Raw genomic sequence first — 20451 nt, 5'->3', positions numbered from 1 at the left:
CGTGAAATATTGGACTATTAACAAAGAAACAAGAGAAGTCATTGCCTCAGGTGATACCGGCAAATGGAATATGCCTCGTAACGTCCTGCTGGTTGAACCTTTACCTTCAAAAGAGGGTTTTGCCGTCGTTGCTACAGCTGATTTGAAAGGCTCAGAATATGTCGCCGACCATCGTGGCAAAACCATCTACAACAAAGCCAAACCACTTGAATCAAAACAAGTGAAAGACTTGGGTGATATTGAAGAGGGTTGGACGCTAACCCAACCACCTAACCAATACGTTACTTGGAGCGATGAACTAGCCGATTGGCAAGTTGATACCCAAGCTAAATATGAAGCTGAACTTCAGCAAGTCGCCAACACTCGCGAAAGCCTTTATGTGCAGATAGTTGATCGCCTGAACAACGAAGCCAAAATGATTCGTCGTGTTGAAGGGAACGAGGCTAAAGCAGCTGAATATGAAGCGCAGGCCGATGCAGCTTACAAGAAGATTAGAGCTGACAACCCTTGGCCTGAACTGCCAGTTTGAATAACCCCTCCTTTTCACGTCTTTAACCCATAAACTTAAGAAAACAGTGCCGCTGAAGGTGAGTTTCTAACAACAAAGGAACTACACCATGACCTTTAAACATGGCATCTTTGGAGTAACCGACAACAGTGGTGTGCGACCAATGCAAATGGCCGACACGTCTTTTGCTGTTGTTGTGGGTACCGCTCCAGACGCAGATGCAGAAACTTATCCTCTAAATAAACCCGTTCTTGTGGCAGGTAACATTCACAAAATCGCTAAGCTCGATATGGTGGGTAACAACGCTGGCACGCTGCCGGATGCACTCGAAGCAATCTATGACCAAAAGCGCTGTGCTATTGCGATTATTCGCGTAGAAGAAGGCGTGGATGCAGCGGCTACCATCCTCAATATTATTGGTGGCGTTGACCCAGTAACAGGTGCGAAGTCAGGTCTTGAAGCCATTCTTGATGTGCAATCCATTACGGGGAAACGTCCTCGTTTATTGCATGTACCTGATTTCTTAAAAGAACAAGCAGTGCTTACCAAGTTGCTACCTATCGCCACTCGATTGCGCTGCAAAGTGTTTGGTGAATGCCCGGGAACCACTTACGAAGAAGCGGTGGCTTATCGTCAGTTGTGGGGTGACAAACGCTTAGAGCTATTCTGGCCACGCATGAAAAATGCCGAAGGTCGTTTGGTTCCAATGAGCTCATACATGCTCGGGTTGGAAATCCAAAAAGACCAGGACCCGAACTACGGCTACAGCGCCTCAATCTCCAACTTAAAAATCAACGGTACCTTGGGCACTGAAATTCCAATTGATTATGCAGACGGTGATACCAACTGCATGGCGCACTTACTGAACGAAAACCAAATCACCACCGTGATTCTCGATGACGGCTACCGTTCTTGGGGCAACTTGAGCTGTAGTGATGATCCTAAATGGCGGTTCAATTCTCACGTCCGTGTTAACGACATGATTCTGGACATGATCACAACCAGCTTGAAATGGGCGCGCGACCGTAAAATCCTGCGTACGTTCGTGGAAGATGTGACGGATTCCGTTCAGCAAGGTCTTGATGGTGAAACCCGAGCAGGGCATTTATACGGCGCAACCGCATGGGCTGACCCAGATTTAAACCCGCCGGAATCCATCATTGCGGGTAACTTCTATCTGGATTACGACTTCACTCCTCCTGGTATCGCTCAAAACATTACGGTCACCAGCCACTTTATTAACGATTACGCCGACGTAATCTTCGAGTAAGGAATTCCCATGGAACGCAGACCACCAAAAGTGCTCGCCGATTATGCCTGGTTTCAGGATGGCGTTGGCTTAATAGGCTTAGTGCCAAAAGTGAAATTACCACCGCTGAACAGAGAGGTGGAAGAATACATTGCTGGCGGTATGGCTGGCTCAATCAAAATCGATATGGCAGCTCTGGCGCTAGAAGATATCGAAATCACGATCGCAGAAATTAATGCATCTACCATCGCTATGTTTGGTTTAACCAATGGCTTGGAAAAGCCGTTTGTTTTCCGTTCCGCGCTGCAAGGTCAGAATGGTGTTGAATCTTTTACGGTAAAGGCTACTGGTCGAGTTTATGGGCTCGATATGGGCGAGTTCGAACGTAAAAAACTCACAGAGATGAACTGCAAAATTACATGGACAACTTACACCATTTTGCAAGGCGGTGTGGAACTGCTGCACATTGATATTCTTGGTGGTATCGAGCGTGTGGGTGGTGTTGACCTTCGAGCAGGCATTAACAAAGCATTGGGTATTTAGGAGTAACCATGTATCAACCAATTGAGATTACACTGCAAGTGCCACAAAAACTGGATGATCAGGTAAAAACATCTGTCACTATGCGACCGCCAACAGCTAACGATGTCATTCTGGCGCAGAAGAACAGCCGCTTGGCTCATAACGGTGAATTTTATGATGACAATGCAGAGCATGAAGCGCACTTGTTTGCCAACTTGACGAACACGACCCGCGAATTCATTGGTAGCTTAGCGCAATATGACTACCTGCAACTGCAAAAGGCATATGACTGTTTTTTGTTACCACTCCCGAGACATGCCGCTCAGTCTGCATTGCTATTTCCAAGTTCTGCGGCGGAATCTCCCTCGAAGAGCTCCGACGATTAACCATAGCGGAACTGTTCGACTGGCTCACTGAGTGTAAAAAACTCAGTGAGTTGAAAGACGAAAAAGAGGACTAACAATGGCAGACAACAAAGCATCTGTCGGGATTGGTGTAGAAGCTCGGGTTGACAGGTCTGTCTCCCGAGCTTTTGACGATCTAGAGCGTCAGAATCAGCGCCTGGGTAAAAGCAATCAACGACTAAAAAACGAAACTACTAAGCTCGGTAGAGAAAACCAACGCACTGGCAGAACCGTTACCCGTACGGGTAATGGCTTCATCAATGCGGGTAAGAAGGTTCGCAAATACACCCAAGACATTGGTGCCGCAATTAAGAAGAGCGACCTTATGCGGCGCAGTGTCGAAAAGATGGATGACGGTCTCGATAGCATAGGCAATAAGTGGACAGCATTAGCAACGGGAGCCGCTGGAACAGGTTCAGCCGTTGCGGTTATGGGTTTAGAAGAACGCTATGAACGCTTAGGTATTCAGGCGGGCAAAACCAAAGACGAAATGGCGACGCTGCGAGCCGAGATGTTTGCCACTTCTCAGCAAGCGGATGTTCGAGTAGATCAAAGCGAAATGCTCACTGCCGTTGAGAAAATTGTTGAGAAAACTGGTGATCTAAAATTCGCCCAGGACAACATGGCCAACATCGGTCGGGTTATGCAAGCCACTGGTGCTACTGGTGTTGATGTCGGTGAAATGTTCGCAGACATGTCGCAGAAGTTCGGGCTGAAGAATAGCGAAGATGTGCTTTCCGCTATCGATACTTTAGTCGTCCAAGGTAAAGCCGGTGCATTCACATTGCAGAACTTGGCAGCTGAAGGTGCGTCTGTATCTGCAGCTTATGCGGCCATGGGAAGAACAGGGCCAAAGGCCGTTCAAGAAATGGGTGCCATGCTGCAGATCTCCCGTATGGGTTCAGGCTCTGCCGCAGAAGCGGCCAGTGCGATGGAATCTGTTCTGGCAGACATCACTTCCAACTATGAAGACATCGAAAAGCTTGGCATCGAAGTGTTTGATGAAGAAGCTCTAGCGCGAGGAGAAAAGAAATTCCGCGACTTGCCTTCAATCGTCAAAGAGATCATGGAAGCCACCAATTCCGACATTACCGAATACAGCCAACTGTTTGGTGATGAAGCCATGCGCTTTATGAAAGTGCTCTCCAGTGATGATGGAAAAGCCTCGTTCGATTCTTTCTTGTCTATCAGTGGTGATGGTACCGCCGTTCTGCAGGATTCTGCTCGAGCAGCTCAAACCGCGAACGCAGCCATGATGACATTGAAAACCGCATGGATGAGTTTCGCCGATGAAAAACTGGCAGAGCCGATCGCAGACCTTGCCGATGCAATCAACAGCATCGAACCTGAAAACCTCAATAAGGCATTAACCGGTGCAACAGCATTAGCGGGAACATTGGGTGCTGTATGGGCAGGACGCAAAGCGTACAAAATGGGTAAAAGCGTGGTTGATTTTGTTCGTGGTCCCAAAGGTGGCGGTGCAGGTGTACCAGGTTTACCAAGCGGTGAAGTGTCTAATGTTTATGTTACCAACATGCCATCAGGCGGCTTTGGTGGAGGAATGGAAAGCGGAGGAAAACAACGGCGTCGTCGTGGAAAACCACGTACTCGTTCTATGCCAGGAAGAACACTCAGTAAGTTGGGCGGTTTAACTCGTAAGCTGCCTTATATTGGCGCGGCTCTTGGTGCTCTCGATATTGGTTCAACACTGATGGATGATTCACTCTCAAGCAAAGAAAAGTCCAAAGGTGTCGGTGGAACTGTTGGCGGCATGGGAGGAGCGTTAGCTGGAGCAGCTGCTTTGTCATTTATTCCTGTCGTAGGGACTGTTGCAGGTGCCCTTATTGGTGGATTAGGCGGTGAGAAAATCGGGGAGTGGATTGGTGGTCTGTTCGGTTCAGATAGATCCAAACCCGGTGACGCAGTTAAAAGAGCTAATGCTCAGAATGCACCGCAGCTTAATCAATCCGTCAACAGCACGGCAAGAACGCTCAACAGTTCGTCCAATAGCAATGCACCGGCACAGATAAACTTCAACCCTGTTTTCCATGTTCAAGGCAACGCCAGCGATGAGCAAATCGATAAGCTAGAGAAGATGGTAATGCGCGTGGCCAAGCAGATGGAAAAACTGAATGTGGGCGGTCGCAATGTACGCTTTGCAGATTCATAAGGAGAACCCATGGCAGATGTAATGATGGCACTGGGTGAATATCGCTTCAGTATCGATACCGCCGCTCTGCAAAGCATTAGTGAAACCTACGCTTGGCGCTGGGCTGATAAGAATTTGGCAGGTCGAAAGCCCCGTTCTCAATTCATAGGTGGAGACTTGGCCACACTGCGTTTTGAAGGAACCATTTATCCGCATTTTCGCGGTGGCTTAGGGCAAACCGATAAGATGAAAGCGGAAGGGGATAAAGGCAAGCCGCTGCGCATGATTGATGGTTTAGGTAGAGACTGGGGCTTATGGACAATGCGAACGCTGGAAGTCAACAAAACCAAACTCTTCACCAAGGGCGTGGCGCGTAAAATCGAATTCACCATCGAGATCAAAGAGTATCCAGATAAGGAATAGCCATGACCAAGTACATCACAAAAGAAGGTGACCAAATCGATGACATCGCATACCGCTATTACGACGGTATGCCAGGAGCATTTGAAGCCGTATTAAAAGCCAATCGAGGGCTTTCGGCATTGCCTCATCCTTTAGCGGCTGGCGTGGAAATAGAACTGCCTGTTCTCGAGCAACCGGCACAAGAAGAAGAGATCAGCTTATGGGATTAAACAACTACAAAATCCTCGCAAACGGTAAAGACATCACCCCAACCATTCGCGATTTCTTTGTTCGCTTGGTTATCAATGACGCCGCGGGTATCGATAGCGATAGCTTTGAACTGGTACTGGCCGACGATGGCAAAATAGCGTTCCCACGCAATGAAGCCACCATGCAAATCTACACAGGGAAAGATGATAAACACTTGGTGTACAGGGGTAGTTACACCGTTAACTCAGTAAAACTGCGTAGCCCTGAAAAACAAATTGTGCTCTCTGGCGATGCTGCGAACCTAGGTGGCAGTTTTAAAACTCAGCGTGATTACACCTGGCAAACCACCACACTGAAAACTCTGGTTGAAACCGTGGCACAACGTAACGGCTTAACGCCTTCGGTGTCTGCCGAATATGCCAATACCACAATTGAACACTACATTCAGGCAGGCCAAAGCGATGCCGATTTAGTGACAGAACTGGCAACCGAGCATGGCGCCACTATGAAAGTAGCAAATAAAAAACTCGTCTTTTTTCCTCGTGGAGATAACCAAAGCGTAAGCGGTAAAACCTTACCAGCGGTAGCAGTGCATTTAACCGATGAAACCGAAGCAGAAATCACTCTGGAAGGAACCGGAAAGTTTCAGGCGGTAGAAGCGTACTGGCAAGCTGTAACCGAAGGGCAAAAACAAGTTGTGCGGGTGGGGGAAAGTACTGGAAAAGTGAAAAAACTTAGCAAGGTGTACCCAACACAAGCGGCAGCAAAAGCAGCGGCGCAGTCTGCTTTGTATCGAGAGCAGTGCGGTGATTACAAGCTCACCTTAGATGAAATGCCGTTTGTCCCTGGCATACAGGCCGAGCGCAACATCCTGCTTTCCGGACACACCAGAAAAGAGTTCAACACCTACTGGATGTGCCAAAGCGTAAGAGAAGTATTGGATGAAAACGGGCATGTACTAAGCGGAGAGTTTGTTATCCCCAAACAGGATGTTGGGGATATACCTATTCTTAAATGAAATCTTGAGCTTATAGTCACATTTTGGATAAGAAACAAAGTATTACATTGGATATTAATTAATGTAGTTTATGTATATAGAACAGTTACCCATTAAATGAGTATCACATAATGAAAATTATATCCACTTTGCTAAAAAAGCTTGCGCTTTCAAGACGGAACAAACAATTGAAAGGTAGTTCACTTGTGCCAGCTAAGCTAGAAGATGTCAGTTTTATTTTCAATCTTGTAGTGTCTAGCGCTGAAGATGGCCATTTCAATCCAATTTTGACCTTTCCTCCCGCACAACAAGGTTTACTATATCAAATAGCAACCAGTATCAAAGATGGCTGGTGTTACGTGAATCCGCACGAAGCTCGTGGTTCGCAAATATTAATTAAGCGTGTAGATGGCCAAGCGGTCGGTTTTTCTTGGATAACTAGCGGAAAAAGAGAGTATGAACTGTATCTACTAGCGGTTGAACACTCTTTTAGGAAACAAGGCATTGGTACTGAGCTATTACTAGAGTCGATTAAAGTTATCCCTATTGGCTGTACCATATACGGTCGTCTATATCGTGTGTCGAAGATAATGGCAGAAATGATGAAGAAAATAGGTTTCAGGCAAGTTCCTTCAAGTGCCCAAGATACAGTTCGTTTTGAAAAAATTAAGGTAAATTAGCTTTTTGGTTAGATTAGTGTGTTATCCCCAAACAGGATGTTGGGGATATGCCGAGGTTAAATCAATCGAGAGCTGATGATAATTCAACTAGTTTTTTGTATAGAGATAACTTACTGGAGAAAAAATCCTTGTCCAGTAACAATTTCAAATTGATTGCTACCCAATATTTTCCCCGCTTTTTCTTATCTGCTTCGGTAAGAGGGATCTTAGAAAGCTGCTCTACATAAGGTTGAAGTGCTTGGTTTGAATCTTTCTGTGGAGTTCTAAATATATCCAGAGAGACTTCCAAAATGTCAAAAATTGAACAGTGATAGAAATCAGATGGATACTCAACTGCCACTGAATAAAATGATTGGTTTTCACTGAATTGTTTTGGGTCTAAGTAGATTGACATCATTTTATGTCTGATATTGATGTTAAGTATGTTTGGATCTTTGGTGTTTTCTAAGGTGTTATTATAAATGTGTTGATTCCTCATTATTTCGTTATAGAAAACGGGAAATTTTTCGTTCAAACAAAGCAATATAACTAGTAGTGGTAAGTTTAATGTATACTTCTGTAGTGAACTTACGGAGCTAATTAGACGGTTTGTAATCTGAATAGATTGCCTTGGCGTTAATTCAAAACACTCGTATATTGAAAATAATGTTTGAAATTCAATAATGATGAATTGGTCAAGTTCTTCAATCGATCTGGGTGAGTCGAGGATTTGGGGCCAAACTTTAATAGTTGTTAGAAATTCTGGTCTTAATTTGTGAGTGTCGCAATGATATGTAAGGAAACTACTAAAAGACGGTTTTTTCAACGTACAGCGACTATTAAAAAACCTACCTAAATAAGTCCTAGCATCAAACCCTTCACCATAAATAGCTTTAACCGCGTGTTGTAATTGATCTGTATCTGTTCCAACGACAAACACCACTCCAGGTATATCAAAAATGTGCTTAATGGTTTCAAGCATTTCAACTGCATAACTTGGGCGACAGCGGTCGAGTTCGTCGATGAAGATGAATGCAGGATATTGTCTCTGCTCTAGACCAACTACGGCTTGAATCCATTGCTCTACGGATTTTTTAAGGCTGGCAATAGCATCACTTTTTGCATCATGTTCATCTAACAGGTATTGCACTGCTTTAGATGCGGCGATACCCATATCGATTTTATTACCTGATTCGTCTTCAATGTCCACTCCAATAAAACCGTCTTCGGAAGCTTCCATTATTGCAACAGGATCTACCCCTAAATACCGCTTTGTTAAGGCTCCTGCGATGCTAGGTAGCGCAGTTTTAAGTAAGCCAATTGCCTTTCTGGACACTTTAAATACTGCCTTATCAACATCTTTCCCTGCTTGTTTCCTTAGCTGCGTGGTCATTGATGAAATAACAGCTAGTAGAGGATCATCTGAGTAATCCTGTTTCCATGCATCAACGTAAACGACTGGGTAATGTTGTTTTAAATCGTGGTACCAACGCTTGAGGAAGTAGGTTTTGCCAGAACCCCATTCAGAATTGAGGTTCAGTACATAGTTCTTCTTTTGCTCGCCATCTGGTTTAGTTTCATCGAAGCCCTGGCCTGCAAGAAAGCCTGTTAAAAACTGGGCGTATTTAGCGCGGTCGAGTTTATCTGCAGGGCAGTGTTCGCCAAGAACGGTGACATCGTTATCCCACTGCATCTCTATTGTCTGTGTCATAGCCAACCTCATTAGATTTATGGGTTGAGCATGGCGTTTTTAACCAGCCTGTTCAATACGTTGAAAACAATTGTCTTGTGTGTTCTGTCAATAGTGTGTGCTAGTGCAAGCAATTGAGTAATTGCTGTAATTTAAGTTAACAAATGTATTTAAAGTCATTTATGTTAGTGATACCTAATGCATAGAAACCAATTGAGATGATTTTTACCAATGAAAGAGCTTTTTTCTTCCATTTATCTTGAAGCTTCAAATCGAATGAAGTCGCCGATACTCGGCACATTTGTTCTGTGTTGGTTGGCATACAACCACATTTGGGTTGCTGAATTTGTACTGGCTGCAAATAACGCTGAACGGCTAAGCCATATAAAGGCTTCGTCCGTGTCGTTCTGGAGTGATGCATTTTTCCCGTTACTAATGGCGAGCGCTTATATATTTGGTGTGCCTTTCATTCAATGGGGAGTCGATAAGGCAAAATATAGATTGATAGAGAAACGCAGACTTTCAACTCATCATTCTCAGTTATCAGAACGATACACCAGTCAAGCAAGAGTCAGTGAACTGAGAAGTAAAACCACTTTGGAGTACTGGCAAGAGTTTCACAAGAATCATGCTGTTAATGCAGGACAACAAATACTAAGAATGAAAGAGATCAACTCATCTTTGGCAGCTACGATAAAAGAAAGAGAGAATACGATTAAGAACTTAACTGAAAATTATAGTTTACTAGAAAATACTCACCATCAAATAGGTGAAGAATTAAGAATTGAAAGAAGTAACTTTAATGATCTACAAATAGAACATAAAAAATTACGTCAACACCTATACAGTATGCGCGACAAGTTAACTCAGGTGTCTAAGCTAACTTCTAATTTGGTTATAAATAATGATTTTTATTCTAATAGTAAGTCATCCATTGTGAAATCAATCGAACTAGCCAAGAATTCATTAAAAAATGGGAATATACCTGTCAGTGCACTTCGTAGGCACTTAGATGATGCATATAACGACATTCATTCATTAGATGAACAAAGGCTTAATGATAAGAATAAAATTAATGATGTCTTATTTACAGTATCTAGATTAACTGAAGATACGCTGGCTGTTATGAGTGTTCAATTGGATTCTAAAAATAGTAACTCTAATTTTTTGGATGTGGAAAGGGAAATTAAAAACATAGATATACAATAATTTAATTTTGAGTTTTTTGACTATTTCTAAATGAGGTGAAAGTTGCTATTTAAAGAACCAAGATATAAAGAATGGCTTGAGAATGCCAATTTTGATAACTGTAAGTTAAACCGGAAAGAGTTTGGAGAGTTTCTAGCAAATTATTTAGTAGGTGAAAAAGATGGGTTTGTATTAAATTTGAATGGTGCTTGGGGAACAGGTAAAACAGAGTTCTGCAAGAGGTTATATTCACATTTAATCACTAATGATCATCCAACAATATACATTAATTCTTGGGAATCAGATTTTTCCAAGGAACCACTAACGGTTGTGTCTTCTGAACTACTTCGTCAAATGGAAGCTCTTCATTCTGATGTTGTAGGATTAAAGAAAACTGAAGAAATTAAGAAAATTCTAGGTAAGACATTAAAAAGCTTAGCTGTTGGTGTCGCTGGAGCTGTTAGTTATAAGTTGATAGGGGAATCAAGCGCAGGCACCGCTGTTATGCAGCAGATTGTGCAACAAGATATTCCTCCGCAAGACTTCATTGATAAATTGGCTACAAATTATTCTGAACAAGTGGATTCAATACAATTTATTCGAGAGACTTTAACCGAACTCGCTTTAGCATTAGAGATAGAGATTAATGCAAAGTTACCAGTTGTAGTCATTATTGATGAGTTAGATCGCTGTAGACCTAATTATGCGATTGAAATGCTAGAGGTCATTAAACATTTCTTTAGCACTAAAAATTTTGTTTTTGTTGTTGCAACAGATACAGAACAACTTTGTCAAAGTATAAAAAATATATATGGAAATAAATTTAATTCAAATCAGTATTTGAAAAGATTCTTTGATAGGACGGCTACACTACCTCTCCCAAATATTAAGGAATATATAGATTCTCTAAATTTTGAATTAAATGATGATGATATTTATGGGCTTATGTTATATCCTGCAATTGGTGAGGATAATTATAGCAAGAAATCCATTATAAATATATTAAGTGCTTTTTCAGAAGGTTTTAATTTCAAGGTCAGAGATGTTGATCAGTTATTGAATAAAGTCTATTCATGTCTTAGAACTGCAAGTGCATATCAGAAAAATAAAAGCATTAAACTAGCCATTAATTTTCCTATCCTAGTATGTGGCTTAATTGAATATGAGATCGGCGCGCAAAGTTTTTATGAACGAACAAATAGAAAAAAATCAATGCCAACTCTAATAAATAACAATGTCAATATTACTCAAGAAGTGACATTGTCAACATTGATTGATATGTCTCTTTTTGGAACAACAGAATTGTTGGTAGGTAATGATTATGGTGGAGAGTATTACTCTTTACCCGTTGGTAGTAATTGGAATTATGAAAATTGGGATGGTCATAATCCAAGTGCTGAGATAAGAAACCTGTGTAATCGCATCAAAAATATTAATTCGGCTACTGTACAGCGTTCGATAGACTTCTGGCGATGGAGTGAATATAGAAAAGTTATAGAACTAGCTGGATACTTAGAGTAGGAACACAAATCGCCAGAGCTTAACTCTGGCGATTCACCAAATTAATCAACCAACATATCAAATGCGGCTTCTACGGCTGCGATAACTGCCTGATCTGGCAATATACTCAATTTCAAATCTAAACTACTCACTTGCTTGTATACCACAGCAATCACTCTCGCTTTCTGCTCAATAGACAGCTCAACTTCATGCTTTATTTCTAGCTCTGTGGTTATTCGTAATACTGTGCGCATTGTAGCTATGTTTACGCTATGTTCTTTTTGAGTCGCTTCAGTGAACTGAATATTATCTAGTTTGAGCTCTGTTTGAGAGGGTAGCACAGGGTTTTCTGCCTGAAATAGATGATAAGTCCCTATTTGCCCACTAATAATATTTTGTATTTGTTCCTCACTAAGCTCTGGCACGAGAATAGGATTACCTCCTGTATGGCAATCTTCTAGTACGTTTTTCAGAACTTCGTCACCAGGTCCAACAAGCACATGAACTATACGGTAATTCACAAGCTTACCTTTAAATTCATAAGCACCGGGTTGGCTAAGTACAATACAAGCTTTGTCTATATGTGAAACGATATGTATGCCCCATTCTTCGTCATGAAGCATCGCACATACATAGTCAGAAAGGGCATCGGCACTATGGAAGTGCTCCACTATATATGGGGCTCCTTCACCTGTAAGCAGCCAGTTCAGGTTTACGTTCTCAGCTCTACGGATGCCTTGAAGAAATTCAGGACCAGGAGTGTGTCCTTTAAACATTGAAGAAATGCTCGTAGATGTGAAGCCTAAGCTTTGTCCCCAAGGTGTTTGCTTGCGGTCTTGGAGGACATAATTGAGACGTTCCTCAAAATTCATTTCCGAATTCCTTCTAAATTATCTTGATTAATCCTGTAAACGGAATTAATCTTTACTTAAATGATATTTAATCCTGTTTTCGGGATTTTTAATGCAAGTTACAGCAATGATGTAAAAGAAGTAAATATAGCACAATCCGTTTTAAGGAGACGAGTATGTTAAGAAGTCCGAATACTGAACAAATTACAGTTCGAGATTTGACATTAAGAATGCGTGTAGAACGCTTAGCAACGCTAGAGGAGCGTAAGTTGGCACAAATGGCGCGAATTCTTTTGCGTAAAGCGGTAGCAGAGAAAGAAGCGGAATTAGGGCTAGAACCTATTGATGAGCAAGCTGCTTAAACATTTTAGGAGAGAGAAAATGATTGAAATAAAGAGAAGTTTTTAGGGAATCCGCTTACTAGACGGCAATCCAGTAAGCGGCCAGGAGGTTACGTAAAGCAATCTACTGTAGGATTAAGAGCGAGGCGACAACCTCTATGCTCACGGCTCCAACACCATTCATCCTTGTTGTAGATTGTAGCGCAGCCTTCTGAAAAACCAAACGTATTTGTTTATCAGGAGATTACGATGACAACAGCCATCGACGCTGCACCTGCTTGTGAACCTTCACAAGTGGTTAGAGCGTGCTATGACACGCTAAAGCATTTCAATAACACTGCAGAACTAGAACGCCAGTTGGGTAAACGCCCAGGTGTTCTACCGAATGAAATTAACCCCAATCAACGTAGCCACAAGTTTGGTCTGTTTGATGCTATCCGCATTATGCAGATTACTGGCGACACACAAATTCTAAGAGCCATAGCCGCTACGCTTGGTTACTCCATCTATTTCCTTGGTGACTATTCCGGCATCTCTGATGTGGAACTCCTCAATTGCTACAGCCAGTTTCATGCAGAAGTGGGCGATATGAATCGCGCCATTGCTGAATCACTGGCTGACGGTGATATCGAACAGCATGAATTCGAACGTATTGAAAACGAATTGCAGCAAGTGTTTGCAGCAGCGCTTGAGTTGCTAGAACGCCTACGCGCATTGGTTAGAACGTAATTCAGAGGCGAAGCCAAAGGAGGTATGCCATGTCTTATTTTAAGGGCAAGTCAGCGATTTCAGAGTCAGAAGTTTTTCTTCACTACTTCACTGAACAGGAAGAAAAAAGGCTATTCAAAACCGTAAAGGAAACTTACGGCATTTATGCAAAACGCGATTACTACTGGATGTTACTTATGCGTGAAACCGCAGTTCGGTTAGGTGTGTTAGCTGGCCCAGATGTTAGCAAAGCCAAAGAACATAATTTGCCAATGATTGGTTTAACGGTTGGTGATGCAGAACTTAGCCTTGAGGAAGGTTACTTGGTTTACGACAACCTGAATGCGAAAAACCGTAAGAAGCATCCTATTGCGTTAAACAAGTCTGCTATTTCTGCTCTCAAGCATTTGCTGAAGATACACAAAGAAATGAGTGAGGGCATAGAGTGGGAAACGCCTAGATTAGATCGTCCTCTTTTCCTTAGCCGTAATAATCAAGCGATGAGCCGTCGTTCTTTTCAATCCCGTTTTTCTCAATGGTGTCGCCTTGCGGATGTTCCAGCCGGAACGCCTCACTGGCTAAGACATAGCTGGGCAAAACGTTTCCTTGAACGCACAACGTCACCCGATGCTTTGCGCCGTGTGCAAGCGGTGCTTGGGCATTCCAATTTATCGACTACTGCCATCTACACAACACCAGACCGAGATTCACTTACCTCTGCAATGAAGGAGGCAAGCACATGCTTTCGTTAAACATTCATCCATGCCCAAGCCTACAGCACAAGGTTGTTGAAGATGTTAAGCGCGGGGACGTGATCAGTTTTGAGGGTGACCGTGTGAACTCGTCCATTGTGGAGTGGTGCGAAGACAAAGGGGCAAACGTGGTTGTGAAGTTAATCGGGGAAACCCCGCTGTTGGTAAGTAAAGACCGAAGAGTGTCGGTTTTTCCCACTCACTTTTAATTAGGAGACGGTTCGATGGAAGTGAATTCAACACTGCGAGAAGTGCTGGTAAGCATGAGACGTAATGCGCTTGCGGCAGCAATCCGAAATATCAATGTGCATGTGTTTAGCGGCAAAGGCTCCAGCAAGCAGTTGGCTGAATATGTGGCAGGAAGGCTCAATGTTGAACCTTACATTATTCGCTTATGGCTTTCTGGTGAGGGTGTTCCAGCGCATTACGTAAAAGAGATGCTGGTCATTCTTAATGAGCATTCTGTTTGGGGTAAACATCAGATCTTTCCGTCTGAGCGTTTAGCCAAAGCCTATATGGAGACTCCATATGCCTAACGCAATCCAAGTCACTAAGTTGAGTGAGCCTGAACGAGCATGTTTGTTCAAGCTGGAACAACAAATGGTTCGTCAGCAAGGCTTTATCAACCGCGAAGCGTTTACAGGCGAGCAAGATTCGGTTTTCAAACAGTGGGAAACGCAAGGTCTTATCGTTTTAGATGCCCATGAAATTAAGCATTTACCAAAGGAGCAGGTAGAACAATGGCAACTTACGCACAGTTGCCATTTAAATGGCGATATGTGGATTGCTTGTGCCTGTTTGCGTCGGATTTATGCGTGTGATTTGTAAGCCCTATAAAGGGTGGGTTTGCCCTCTATGGCATTGCCCGCCCGTACTTACTCGTTCTCACTTACATTTTCCATCGGTATTACTCAGCGAGTTAGAAGCGGGCAAGAAACAGCAGGTGTGGGCACATATTCAAAGCAACTATACGCCCATTGCTGAACTGTTGAAGAGTGATGAGTTTCAGCAGTTTAAACGAGATTTAGAAACCCATTTTGGCCCCGTAGCAATAGGGGTAGATTTAAAAGACATTGGAGGCACGCTTCATGGCGTCTGCAGAACGGCTTAAACAACAGATTGATTTGCACGATTTAGCGCATCGCCTTCATATGGAAAGGCCTGACTCGAATGGAAATTACCGCGCGCCTAATCGTGATGATAAGCACCCGAGCGTGAGTATTTTTAATGCAGCCGAAGCGGGCTACATGATGTGGAAAGACCATGCATCGGGTGAAAAAGGTTCGTGCATTGATTTGGTTATTTATTGTGGTCAAGCCGATGACGCCAGTGAGGCGATGAAGTGGTTGCATGAAGAGTACGGTATTCCTACTGATGACGTTGCTCAACCGAATAAACCACAAAGCCAGTTGGCATGGGTTGCTGATAAACAGTTGGCAGTGGCAGGTGATGCCCGTGGGTATTTAATCGATCAACGAGGCATTCCTGCAGAAGTGGTCGATATGCTGCAAAAGCGTGGTGCTTTTGGTTACAGCGATTGGACAAGCCCAAGTAAAAGCCCAGGGGATTTGGGTTACGGTGGCCCAGCTATTACGTTTCCTAGCCGTTGTATGTTCACTAACGAAGTGATGGGTATTGATTTTCGCTTCTTCGATCCATCAATGAATGGTGACAACAAAACCAAAGCAATGGGCGAGAAACGTGGCTTCCCTTACATCCCCGACAAAATGGCTCTGAAACGCGCTCATACGGTTGTGGTTGTGGAATCGGCTATTAATGCTATTTCTGCCATTGCCGCTTATGACCCAAAAGGGAAAGGTAAAGCAATGGTTACGGCTATTGCTACTCGCGGTTTAGCGGTAAATGAAATTGACTGGCGCTTTCTAACTGGTAAGCGTGTTGTGTGCTGCTTTGACAATGATATGCCGATAGAAGATGGCCCACGTAAAGGCCACAGACCAGGGCCGGAAGCTGCGTGGATTGTTCATGAGAAATGTACTGCGTTAAATATTCCCTGTTTTTTAGTTGATCAGGCTGGTGCGAAGTGGGAAGGCATTAACGACCTGAACGATTATTTGCGTAAGCACGATACGCTATTTACTAAATATGCTTTGGAATACTTTGAACCTTGGCTGGTTACGGGGCAGGAAGGGGAATTTGAGAACACCAAGTTCAAACGTTTACCGCTACCTCATCATGACCAAACGCTTTATTGGATGTATCGCGTTAAGCCTGATTTTACCAGTGTTTTGAAAATTGTGACTAACGAGGAAGGTGAACAGAAAATACCTCAGGATGTGTGCAGCTTCCGTATCGCTGGTTTATCTAAGGTAACCATTTCTTCCGTGAACTCGGCGATGACGGGAGAGCCTGATTTACAACCTAAAACGATTTATTCCGCCAGTATTCAAACACCAGATTCACCAAGAGAATTGACTCGCTTTGTAATGAAGCGCGAGCAGCTTTATAACATCGATGTTTGGCGCAGAGTTGGCGGTGGCATTTTTAACCCTGGTAAGTTCAGCCGCATGATCTCGATACTCGAGCGCAGCACGCATATTGGTGCGCGTAATGCCGTGAACTTTGTCGGGTTGGCTTGGCAGGATGGTAAAGCCATTTTAAACGAAGGGCCTGATTGTTATTTTCCTGAGCCTCAGCAGATGTGCCCGTACCATAATCTTCAGTTTCCAGCTGGCACACCAGACCACGGAAGACGAGTGATTGAGGCATACCATGCAACTTTTTCAGACAATGCTGCACTGATGCTTTTGGTGTGGAGTTTAGGCGCACACATTAAAACGTTCTTAGGTTTCTGGCCACACTACATGCTGCAATCAGGCAAGGGTTCGGGCAAATCTACGTTGATTAAATCGCTCGAACGTACCATTGGCTTCACTATGTTTTCTGGTCAGAACATGAAATCTGACTGGCGTCTGGTAACGTCAATTTCTCACACTTCTCACCCTGTCGGTTGGGAAGAAATTAGTGCTCAGAAACAGCAAGTCATCGATGCAGCGGTGGTGCTTCTTCAGGAAAGCTATCAATACACCATTAGTAAGCGTGGTACAGATTTAACCGAATTCCTTTGTATTGCTCCAGTGCTATTAGCTGGTGAAGACGTTCCCGTGCAATCGCTGATTGGTAAGTTGGTTCGTTCAGACTTGACCGGAAGAAAAGGCGAGATGATTCCTGATGATATGCCTCGTTTTCCAATTAAGAACTGGATTCTGTATCTCACTACTTATTCTCGTCCTCAGATGAAGCAAATCTATCGGGAGTGTGTTGAGTATCTATCCAAACATTGTATGGCTAAGCCTGATGATAACGGCGCACAGCGTATGCGAGATAACTACGCCTGTTTAATGCTTGCTTGGCGCTTGCTTTGTGAGTTCTGCGGAGTGGCAGGGAACTACGGACATTTTGTGCGCGACCTGGCAAAAGAAATGAACTTCCACATTCGTGAAACCGAAGCTGAACGTGAACCTTGGGTTTGGATTATGGAACTTATTTTGGGCGAGATGGATGCTGGGCACTTCCGCCATCCTTACGCGTTTGACTGGGTAGAGGGAGAGTTGTGTTTGCTTGTTCGAACCAGCCACATTATGCAGCACATCAGCCAAAGCCCTGCGTTAAAAAACAAGTTCGATAGTTTGCCTGTTAAAAGCGACCGCATTCTGAAAAAGCAACTTAAGGAAGCAAAGGTAGTAATTAAAGACGGCTATGAGAAATCAATTAACGGGAAGCGAGTTGCTAACTTTGTAGCTCTGGGGGTTGAGAACCTACGTGAATTCGGACTGTTCCCAACCATTCCTGACGATGTTCGTGAAAAAGACAATAACCAATAGGAGGCCTTCAATGGCAAAGAGTAAACCACTTAACCACATAGCAAAGCTGATTGCGGAAGTGTTCGAAGAAGCAGGCATGGAGACATCATATATCGAAGACAAAAAACACGATATGAGCAGCCATGAAAACAAGTATGAGACGTTGGCCAGCGCAATCAATCTCGATACTTCTAATCGAAAACGCTTGGCTGCCAAGTTAGGTATTACGTCACTGCACTTGGATGTGACTGTGAGCGTATTGAATCACCATTGTTAATCAACAAACCGAAGAAGGTACTAAATATGGAAAACGAAGTGGCAGTAAAAGCACCAGAGCTTGAAGTTATTGATGGCAAGGTGATGACGACATCACTTGTAGTCGCTGAGTATTTTGGCAAACGTCATGACAACATTTTAAGAGCAATAAGAACTCTAGATTGTTCCAAAGAGTTTTGTGCCCTCAATTTTGAGGGCACAAAGTACGAAATTAAAAAAGGAGAAGCACGAGACATGTTCCGCATGACCAAAGATGGTTTCACTTTCCTTGTTATGGGTTTTACCGGAAAGCTGGCTGCGGAATTTAAAGAAGCCTATATCAATGAATTTAACCGTATGCAGGAGCAGTTGGCCAACCAAGGGCTTCCGTTCTGGAATTCGGCATCGATTCCTCCACATGACAAATTTCTTGAAAAGATGGTGGTTGAAGCAGGGCGTGGCAACCGTTACGCCGCTGAAATTTTGCAGCTTAAATATGAGTTAAACCCTCAACCATCGAAGCGATACCGTTGCCCTGAATGCCAAACAGTGGTGAATACCAAAACCGCAGAGGAGGTGATTAACCGAGCATAGAGACGGCAAAACTATGCTTACGGCTCCAATAACCTATGGGAGCACATGGGATTCCCATAGGTTTTTATGTTCCCCTTGCGGCAACTTGTGGAACACAAACTGAACAATTTATCCGTAACCAACTGAATTTTATGAAGGTTGAATTTTCAGCCCATAGGTTCACAGGTTATTTTAACTCTCTGTGGGTAGGCAATTATGTTAATGAAACTGAAAGAGTGGTGTAAAACCCGATTCCCAGAAGGACAGGCTCCAGATTTAAGAACGATTCGTAGGGAAATTGATTTGGGCACGTTGCCCGGGAAACGAATCGGGCGCACTTATTATGTAGATGCAGACAGAGAATTGGATTCTTCTGGTGATTCAACACTGGATGATTTGATGTCTCACTAATTTTAAGTGTAGAGGTGATCGTGCCAAGACCACGTAATAAGGAAAACAGAGGCCTGCCCGAGGGCCTCTATTTTAAAGGTGACAAAGGGTATGTTTTTCGTCGTGTTGACGATACCTGGAAGTCATTAGGTAAAGACCGAGCCAGAGCAATTTCACTCGCTCGTCGGTACAACGCGACTTATCGAGTTGATGTGATTCTACGCCATGAGTTGCTAGAACACTCTTCTCGTAAGGCTTCCAAAAACGATACTCGTCTTTCTAAATTCTTTAGCCGGTTACCGGAACGGTACAAAGAAGATGAGCGCCCATCGACAGAAACATACAACCTGTTTGTTACTCGCCTTGGTCATCTAGACCGTTTAATCGGACATAAGTATGGCAAGCTGTTAACTCTGGAAGATGTGAACCATGTACTTGAAGACCGAGCGTTTGGAAAATCAAACGAAGTTTATAACCGTTGGATCTCTTTCATGGCCAAGGTGTTCGATTATGCGCTTGATGAAAGCGTTATGATTGATAACCCAGCAAGAAGGAAGAAACGTAAGCCGCTTGGTGATAAAACTCGAGAGCGATTGAAGGTTGAAGAGTTTAAGCAAATTTGGCAAGTGGCACCGTTGTGGCTGAGAACGGCAATGTCTTTGTCTCTCGAGACAACTCATTCTGTTCATGAAGTGTGTAGCGTGAAGTACTCGGATTTTGAAAAGCTGGATAAGCCGGTTGTTGAGAATGGTTTGGAAATCTTTGGCTATTTGAAAATTCACCGCCAGAAGGTGAAGAAGAAGGAAGCCAGTAGAGTAAGAATTCCTGTGACGATGTCACTTTTAAAAGTTATAGAGAACAGCAAGGACAATGTTGATTCTCCGTACATTGTGCACCGTCGTTCGAAGAATCGCAGTAATGGTTTAAGCCGGCACTGCTCTCATATTACTCAGGTAAACAAGAAGTACTTAAGCGGTAAGTTTTCTGAGTATAGAGATAAGGTTGGAGTGAGAAGGGAATTAGCGTCTAACCAGCGCCCAACTTTTCACGAGATCAGGGCGTTAAGTATTCACCTTTACGACAAAGCTGGATGTGACCCTCAAGCCAGGGCTGCACACTCTGATTCTCGCAGTACTCAGGTTTACAAAGAAGGTCATGTTCAGTGGGTAACCGTACCCGCCGCAGAGCTCAATTTATGCTAAACGTGGTTCCAAAACTAGATTGTAACTTATTGATTTAAAAGGACTCAAAAAGTGGAATGTTGAGCAGGGACTAAGCT

Annotated in this window: 25 protein-coding genes; 23 read left to right on the top strand and 2 right to left on the bottom strand. The window is 43.4% G+C overall.

Going from position 1 to position 20451, the window contains the following annotated elements; all coding sequences use genetic code 11:
• The first annotated feature begins 1 nt into the window (after position 1).
• The 9 genes from HUO09_RS10195 to HUO09_RS10155 all read left to right on the top strand — a co-directional run bounded on the left by HUO09_RS10195 (position 2) and on the right by HUO09_RS10155 (position 7121).
• Entirely contained in the window at positions 2–529 is a 528-nt protein-coding gene (locus tag HUO09_RS10195; RefSeq protein WP_188233915.1) for a hypothetical protein, read from the top strand.
• Between the two features lie 88 nt (positions 530–617).
• On the top strand, positions 618–1778 hold the full coding sequence (locus tag HUO09_RS10190) for a phage tail sheath C-terminal domain-containing protein (protein WP_188233914.1): 1161 nt from the start codon (positions 618–620) through the stop codon (positions 1776–1778).
• 9 nt (positions 1779–1787) lie between these two features.
• On the top strand, positions 1788–2300 hold the full coding sequence (locus tag HUO09_RS10185; protein ID WP_188233913.1) for a phage major tail tube protein: 513 nt from the start codon (positions 1788–1790) through the stop codon (positions 2298–2300).
• An 8-nt stretch (positions 2301–2308) separates the two neighbouring features.
• Positions 2309–2665 (top strand): phage tail assembly protein, encoded by a 357-nt coding sequence (locus tag HUO09_RS10180; RefSeq protein ID WP_188233912.1) that lies wholly within the window; start codon positions 2309–2311, stop codon positions 2663–2665.
• Positions 2666–2741: 76 nt separating this feature from the next.
• Positions 2742–4853 carry a phage tail tape measure protein gene (locus HUO09_RS10175; RefSeq protein ID WP_188233911.1) on the top strand — a complete coding sequence of 704 codons (2112 nt, stop codon included), beginning with the start codon at positions 2742–2744 and terminating at the stop codon, positions 4851–4853.
• A gap of 9 nt (positions 4854–4862) precedes the next feature.
• Positions 4863–5255, top strand: a complete 393-nt coding sequence (locus HUO09_RS10170) for a phage tail protein (RefSeq protein ID WP_020432407.1) — start codon at positions 4863–4865, stop codon at positions 5253–5255.
• A gap of 2 nt (positions 5256–5257) precedes the next feature.
• Positions 5258–5464 (top strand): tail protein X, encoded by a 207-nt coding sequence (locus HUO09_RS10165; RefSeq protein ID WP_188233910.1) that lies wholly within the window; start codon positions 5258–5260, stop codon positions 5462–5464.
• The gene (locus HUO09_RS10160) at positions 5455–6462 is read left to right on the top strand and encodes a contractile injection system protein, VgrG/Pvc8 family (protein WP_188233909.1); all 1008 of its coding nucleotides are present in this window, start codon (positions 5455–5457) and stop codon (positions 6460–6462) included. Before HUO09_RS10165 ends, HUO09_RS10160 begins: the two co-directional genes overlap by 10 nt.
• A gap of 110 nt (positions 6463–6572) precedes the next feature.
• Complete coding sequence (locus tag HUO09_RS10155; RefSeq protein WP_188233908.1) at positions 6573–7121, top strand: GNAT family N-acetyltransferase; 549 nt, start codon at positions 6573–6575, stop codon at positions 7119–7121.
• Positions 7122–7182: 61 nt separating this feature from the next.
• Here the strand turns inward: HUO09_RS10155 and HUO09_RS10150 are convergent, their stop codons facing one another.
• Positions 7183–8811 (bottom strand): P-loop NTPase fold protein, encoded by a 1629-nt coding sequence (locus HUO09_RS10150; protein WP_188233907.1) that lies wholly within the window; start codon positions 8809–8811, stop codon positions 7183–7185.
• 210 nt (positions 8812–9021) lie between these two features.
• Between HUO09_RS10150 and HUO09_RS10145 the strand changes: the two genes are divergently transcribed.
• Positions 9022–9999 carry a hypothetical protein gene (locus HUO09_RS10145; protein ID WP_188233906.1) on the top strand — a complete coding sequence of 326 codons (978 nt, stop codon included), beginning with the start codon at positions 9022–9024 and terminating at the stop codon, positions 9997–9999.
• Between the two features lie 42 nt (positions 10000–10041).
• Entirely contained in the window at positions 10042–11499 is a 1458-nt protein-coding gene (locus tag HUO09_RS10140; protein WP_188233905.1) for a P-loop NTPase fold protein, read from the top strand.
• A gap of 41 nt (positions 11500–11540) precedes the next feature.
• On the opposite strand, the gene HUO09_RS10135 is transcribed toward HUO09_RS10140, so the two are convergent.
• Positions 11541–12350, bottom strand: coding sequence for a transcriptional regulator (locus HUO09_RS10135; protein ID WP_188233904.1), 810 nt, complete (start codon positions 12348–12350; stop codon positions 11541–11543).
• A gap of 155 nt (positions 12351–12505) precedes the next feature.
• Here HUO09_RS10135 and HUO09_RS10130 point away from each other — a divergent pair, with 155 nt between their 5' ends.
• The 12 genes from HUO09_RS10130 (at position 12506) to HUO09_RS10075 (ending at position 20374) form a co-directional block, all read left to right on the top strand.
• Positions 12506–12691, top strand: coding sequence for a hypothetical protein (locus HUO09_RS10130; RefSeq protein ID WP_188233903.1), 186 nt, complete (start codon positions 12506–12508; stop codon positions 12689–12691).
• 228 nt (positions 12692–12919) lie between these two features.
• Positions 12920–13399, top strand: coding sequence for a phage regulatory CII family protein (locus HUO09_RS10125; protein ID WP_188233902.1), 480 nt, complete (start codon positions 12920–12922; stop codon positions 13397–13399).
• Between the two features lie 29 nt (positions 13400–13428).
• Positions 13429–14130, top strand: coding sequence for a tyrosine-type recombinase/integrase (locus tag HUO09_RS10120; protein WP_188233901.1), 702 nt, complete (start codon positions 13429–13431; stop codon positions 14128–14130).
• Positions 14118–14339, top strand: a complete 222-nt coding sequence (locus tag HUO09_RS10115; protein WP_223159386.1) for a hypothetical protein — start codon at positions 14118–14120, stop codon at positions 14337–14339. The genes HUO09_RS10120 and HUO09_RS10115 overlap by 13 nt, the downstream gene beginning before the upstream one ends.
• Before the next feature lie 15 nt (positions 14340–14354).
• The gene (locus HUO09_RS10110; protein WP_188233900.1) at positions 14355–14666 is read left to right on the top strand and encodes a hypothetical protein; all 312 of its coding nucleotides are present in this window, start codon (positions 14355–14357) and stop codon (positions 14664–14666) included.
• Positions 14659–14958, top strand: a complete 300-nt coding sequence (locus HUO09_RS10105) for a hypothetical protein (RefSeq protein ID WP_188233899.1) — start codon at positions 14659–14661, stop codon at positions 14956–14958. The genes HUO09_RS10110 and HUO09_RS10105 overlap by 8 nt, the downstream gene beginning before the upstream one ends.
• Complete coding sequence (locus tag HUO09_RS10100; protein WP_188234165.1) at positions 14921–15241, top strand: hypothetical protein; 321 nt, start codon at positions 14921–14923, stop codon at positions 15239–15241. Before HUO09_RS10105 ends, HUO09_RS10100 begins: the two co-directional genes overlap by 38 nt.
• Positions 15219–17975: a toprim domain-containing protein gene (locus HUO09_RS10095; protein WP_188233898.1), complete on the top strand. Its 2757-nt coding sequence runs from the start codon at positions 15219–15221 to the stop codon at positions 17973–17975. Before HUO09_RS10100 ends, HUO09_RS10095 begins: the two co-directional genes overlap by 23 nt.
• A 10-nt stretch (positions 17976–17985) precedes the next feature.
• Positions 17986–18231 carry a hypothetical protein gene (locus tag HUO09_RS10090; protein WP_188233897.1) on the top strand — a complete coding sequence of 82 codons (246 nt, stop codon included), beginning with the start codon at positions 17986–17988 and terminating at the stop codon, positions 18229–18231.
• Between the two features lie 26 nt (positions 18232–18257).
• Positions 18258–18803: a Rha family transcriptional regulator gene (locus tag HUO09_RS10085; protein WP_188233896.1), complete on the top strand. Its 546-nt coding sequence runs from the start codon at positions 18258–18260 to the stop codon at positions 18801–18803.
• A 195-nt stretch (positions 18804–18998) separates the two neighbouring features.
• A complete protein-coding gene (locus tag HUO09_RS10080; RefSeq protein WP_188233895.1) occupies positions 18999–19193 on the top strand; it encodes a hypothetical protein in 195 nt (64 codons plus the stop codon).
• Between the two features lie 20 nt (positions 19194–19213).
• Complete coding sequence (locus HUO09_RS10075; RefSeq protein WP_188233894.1) at positions 19214–20374, top strand: tyrosine-type recombinase/integrase; 1161 nt, start codon at positions 19214–19216, stop codon at positions 20372–20374.
• The last annotated feature ends 77 nt before the right edge of the window (positions 20375–20451 follow it).

The organism is Vibrio sp. Y2-5 (genome assembly GCF_014596725.1).
GTDB lineage: Bacteria > Pseudomonadota > Gammaproteobacteria > Enterobacterales > Vibrionaceae > Vibrio.
This window is presented reverse-complemented; position numbering and strand designations above follow the sequence as displayed.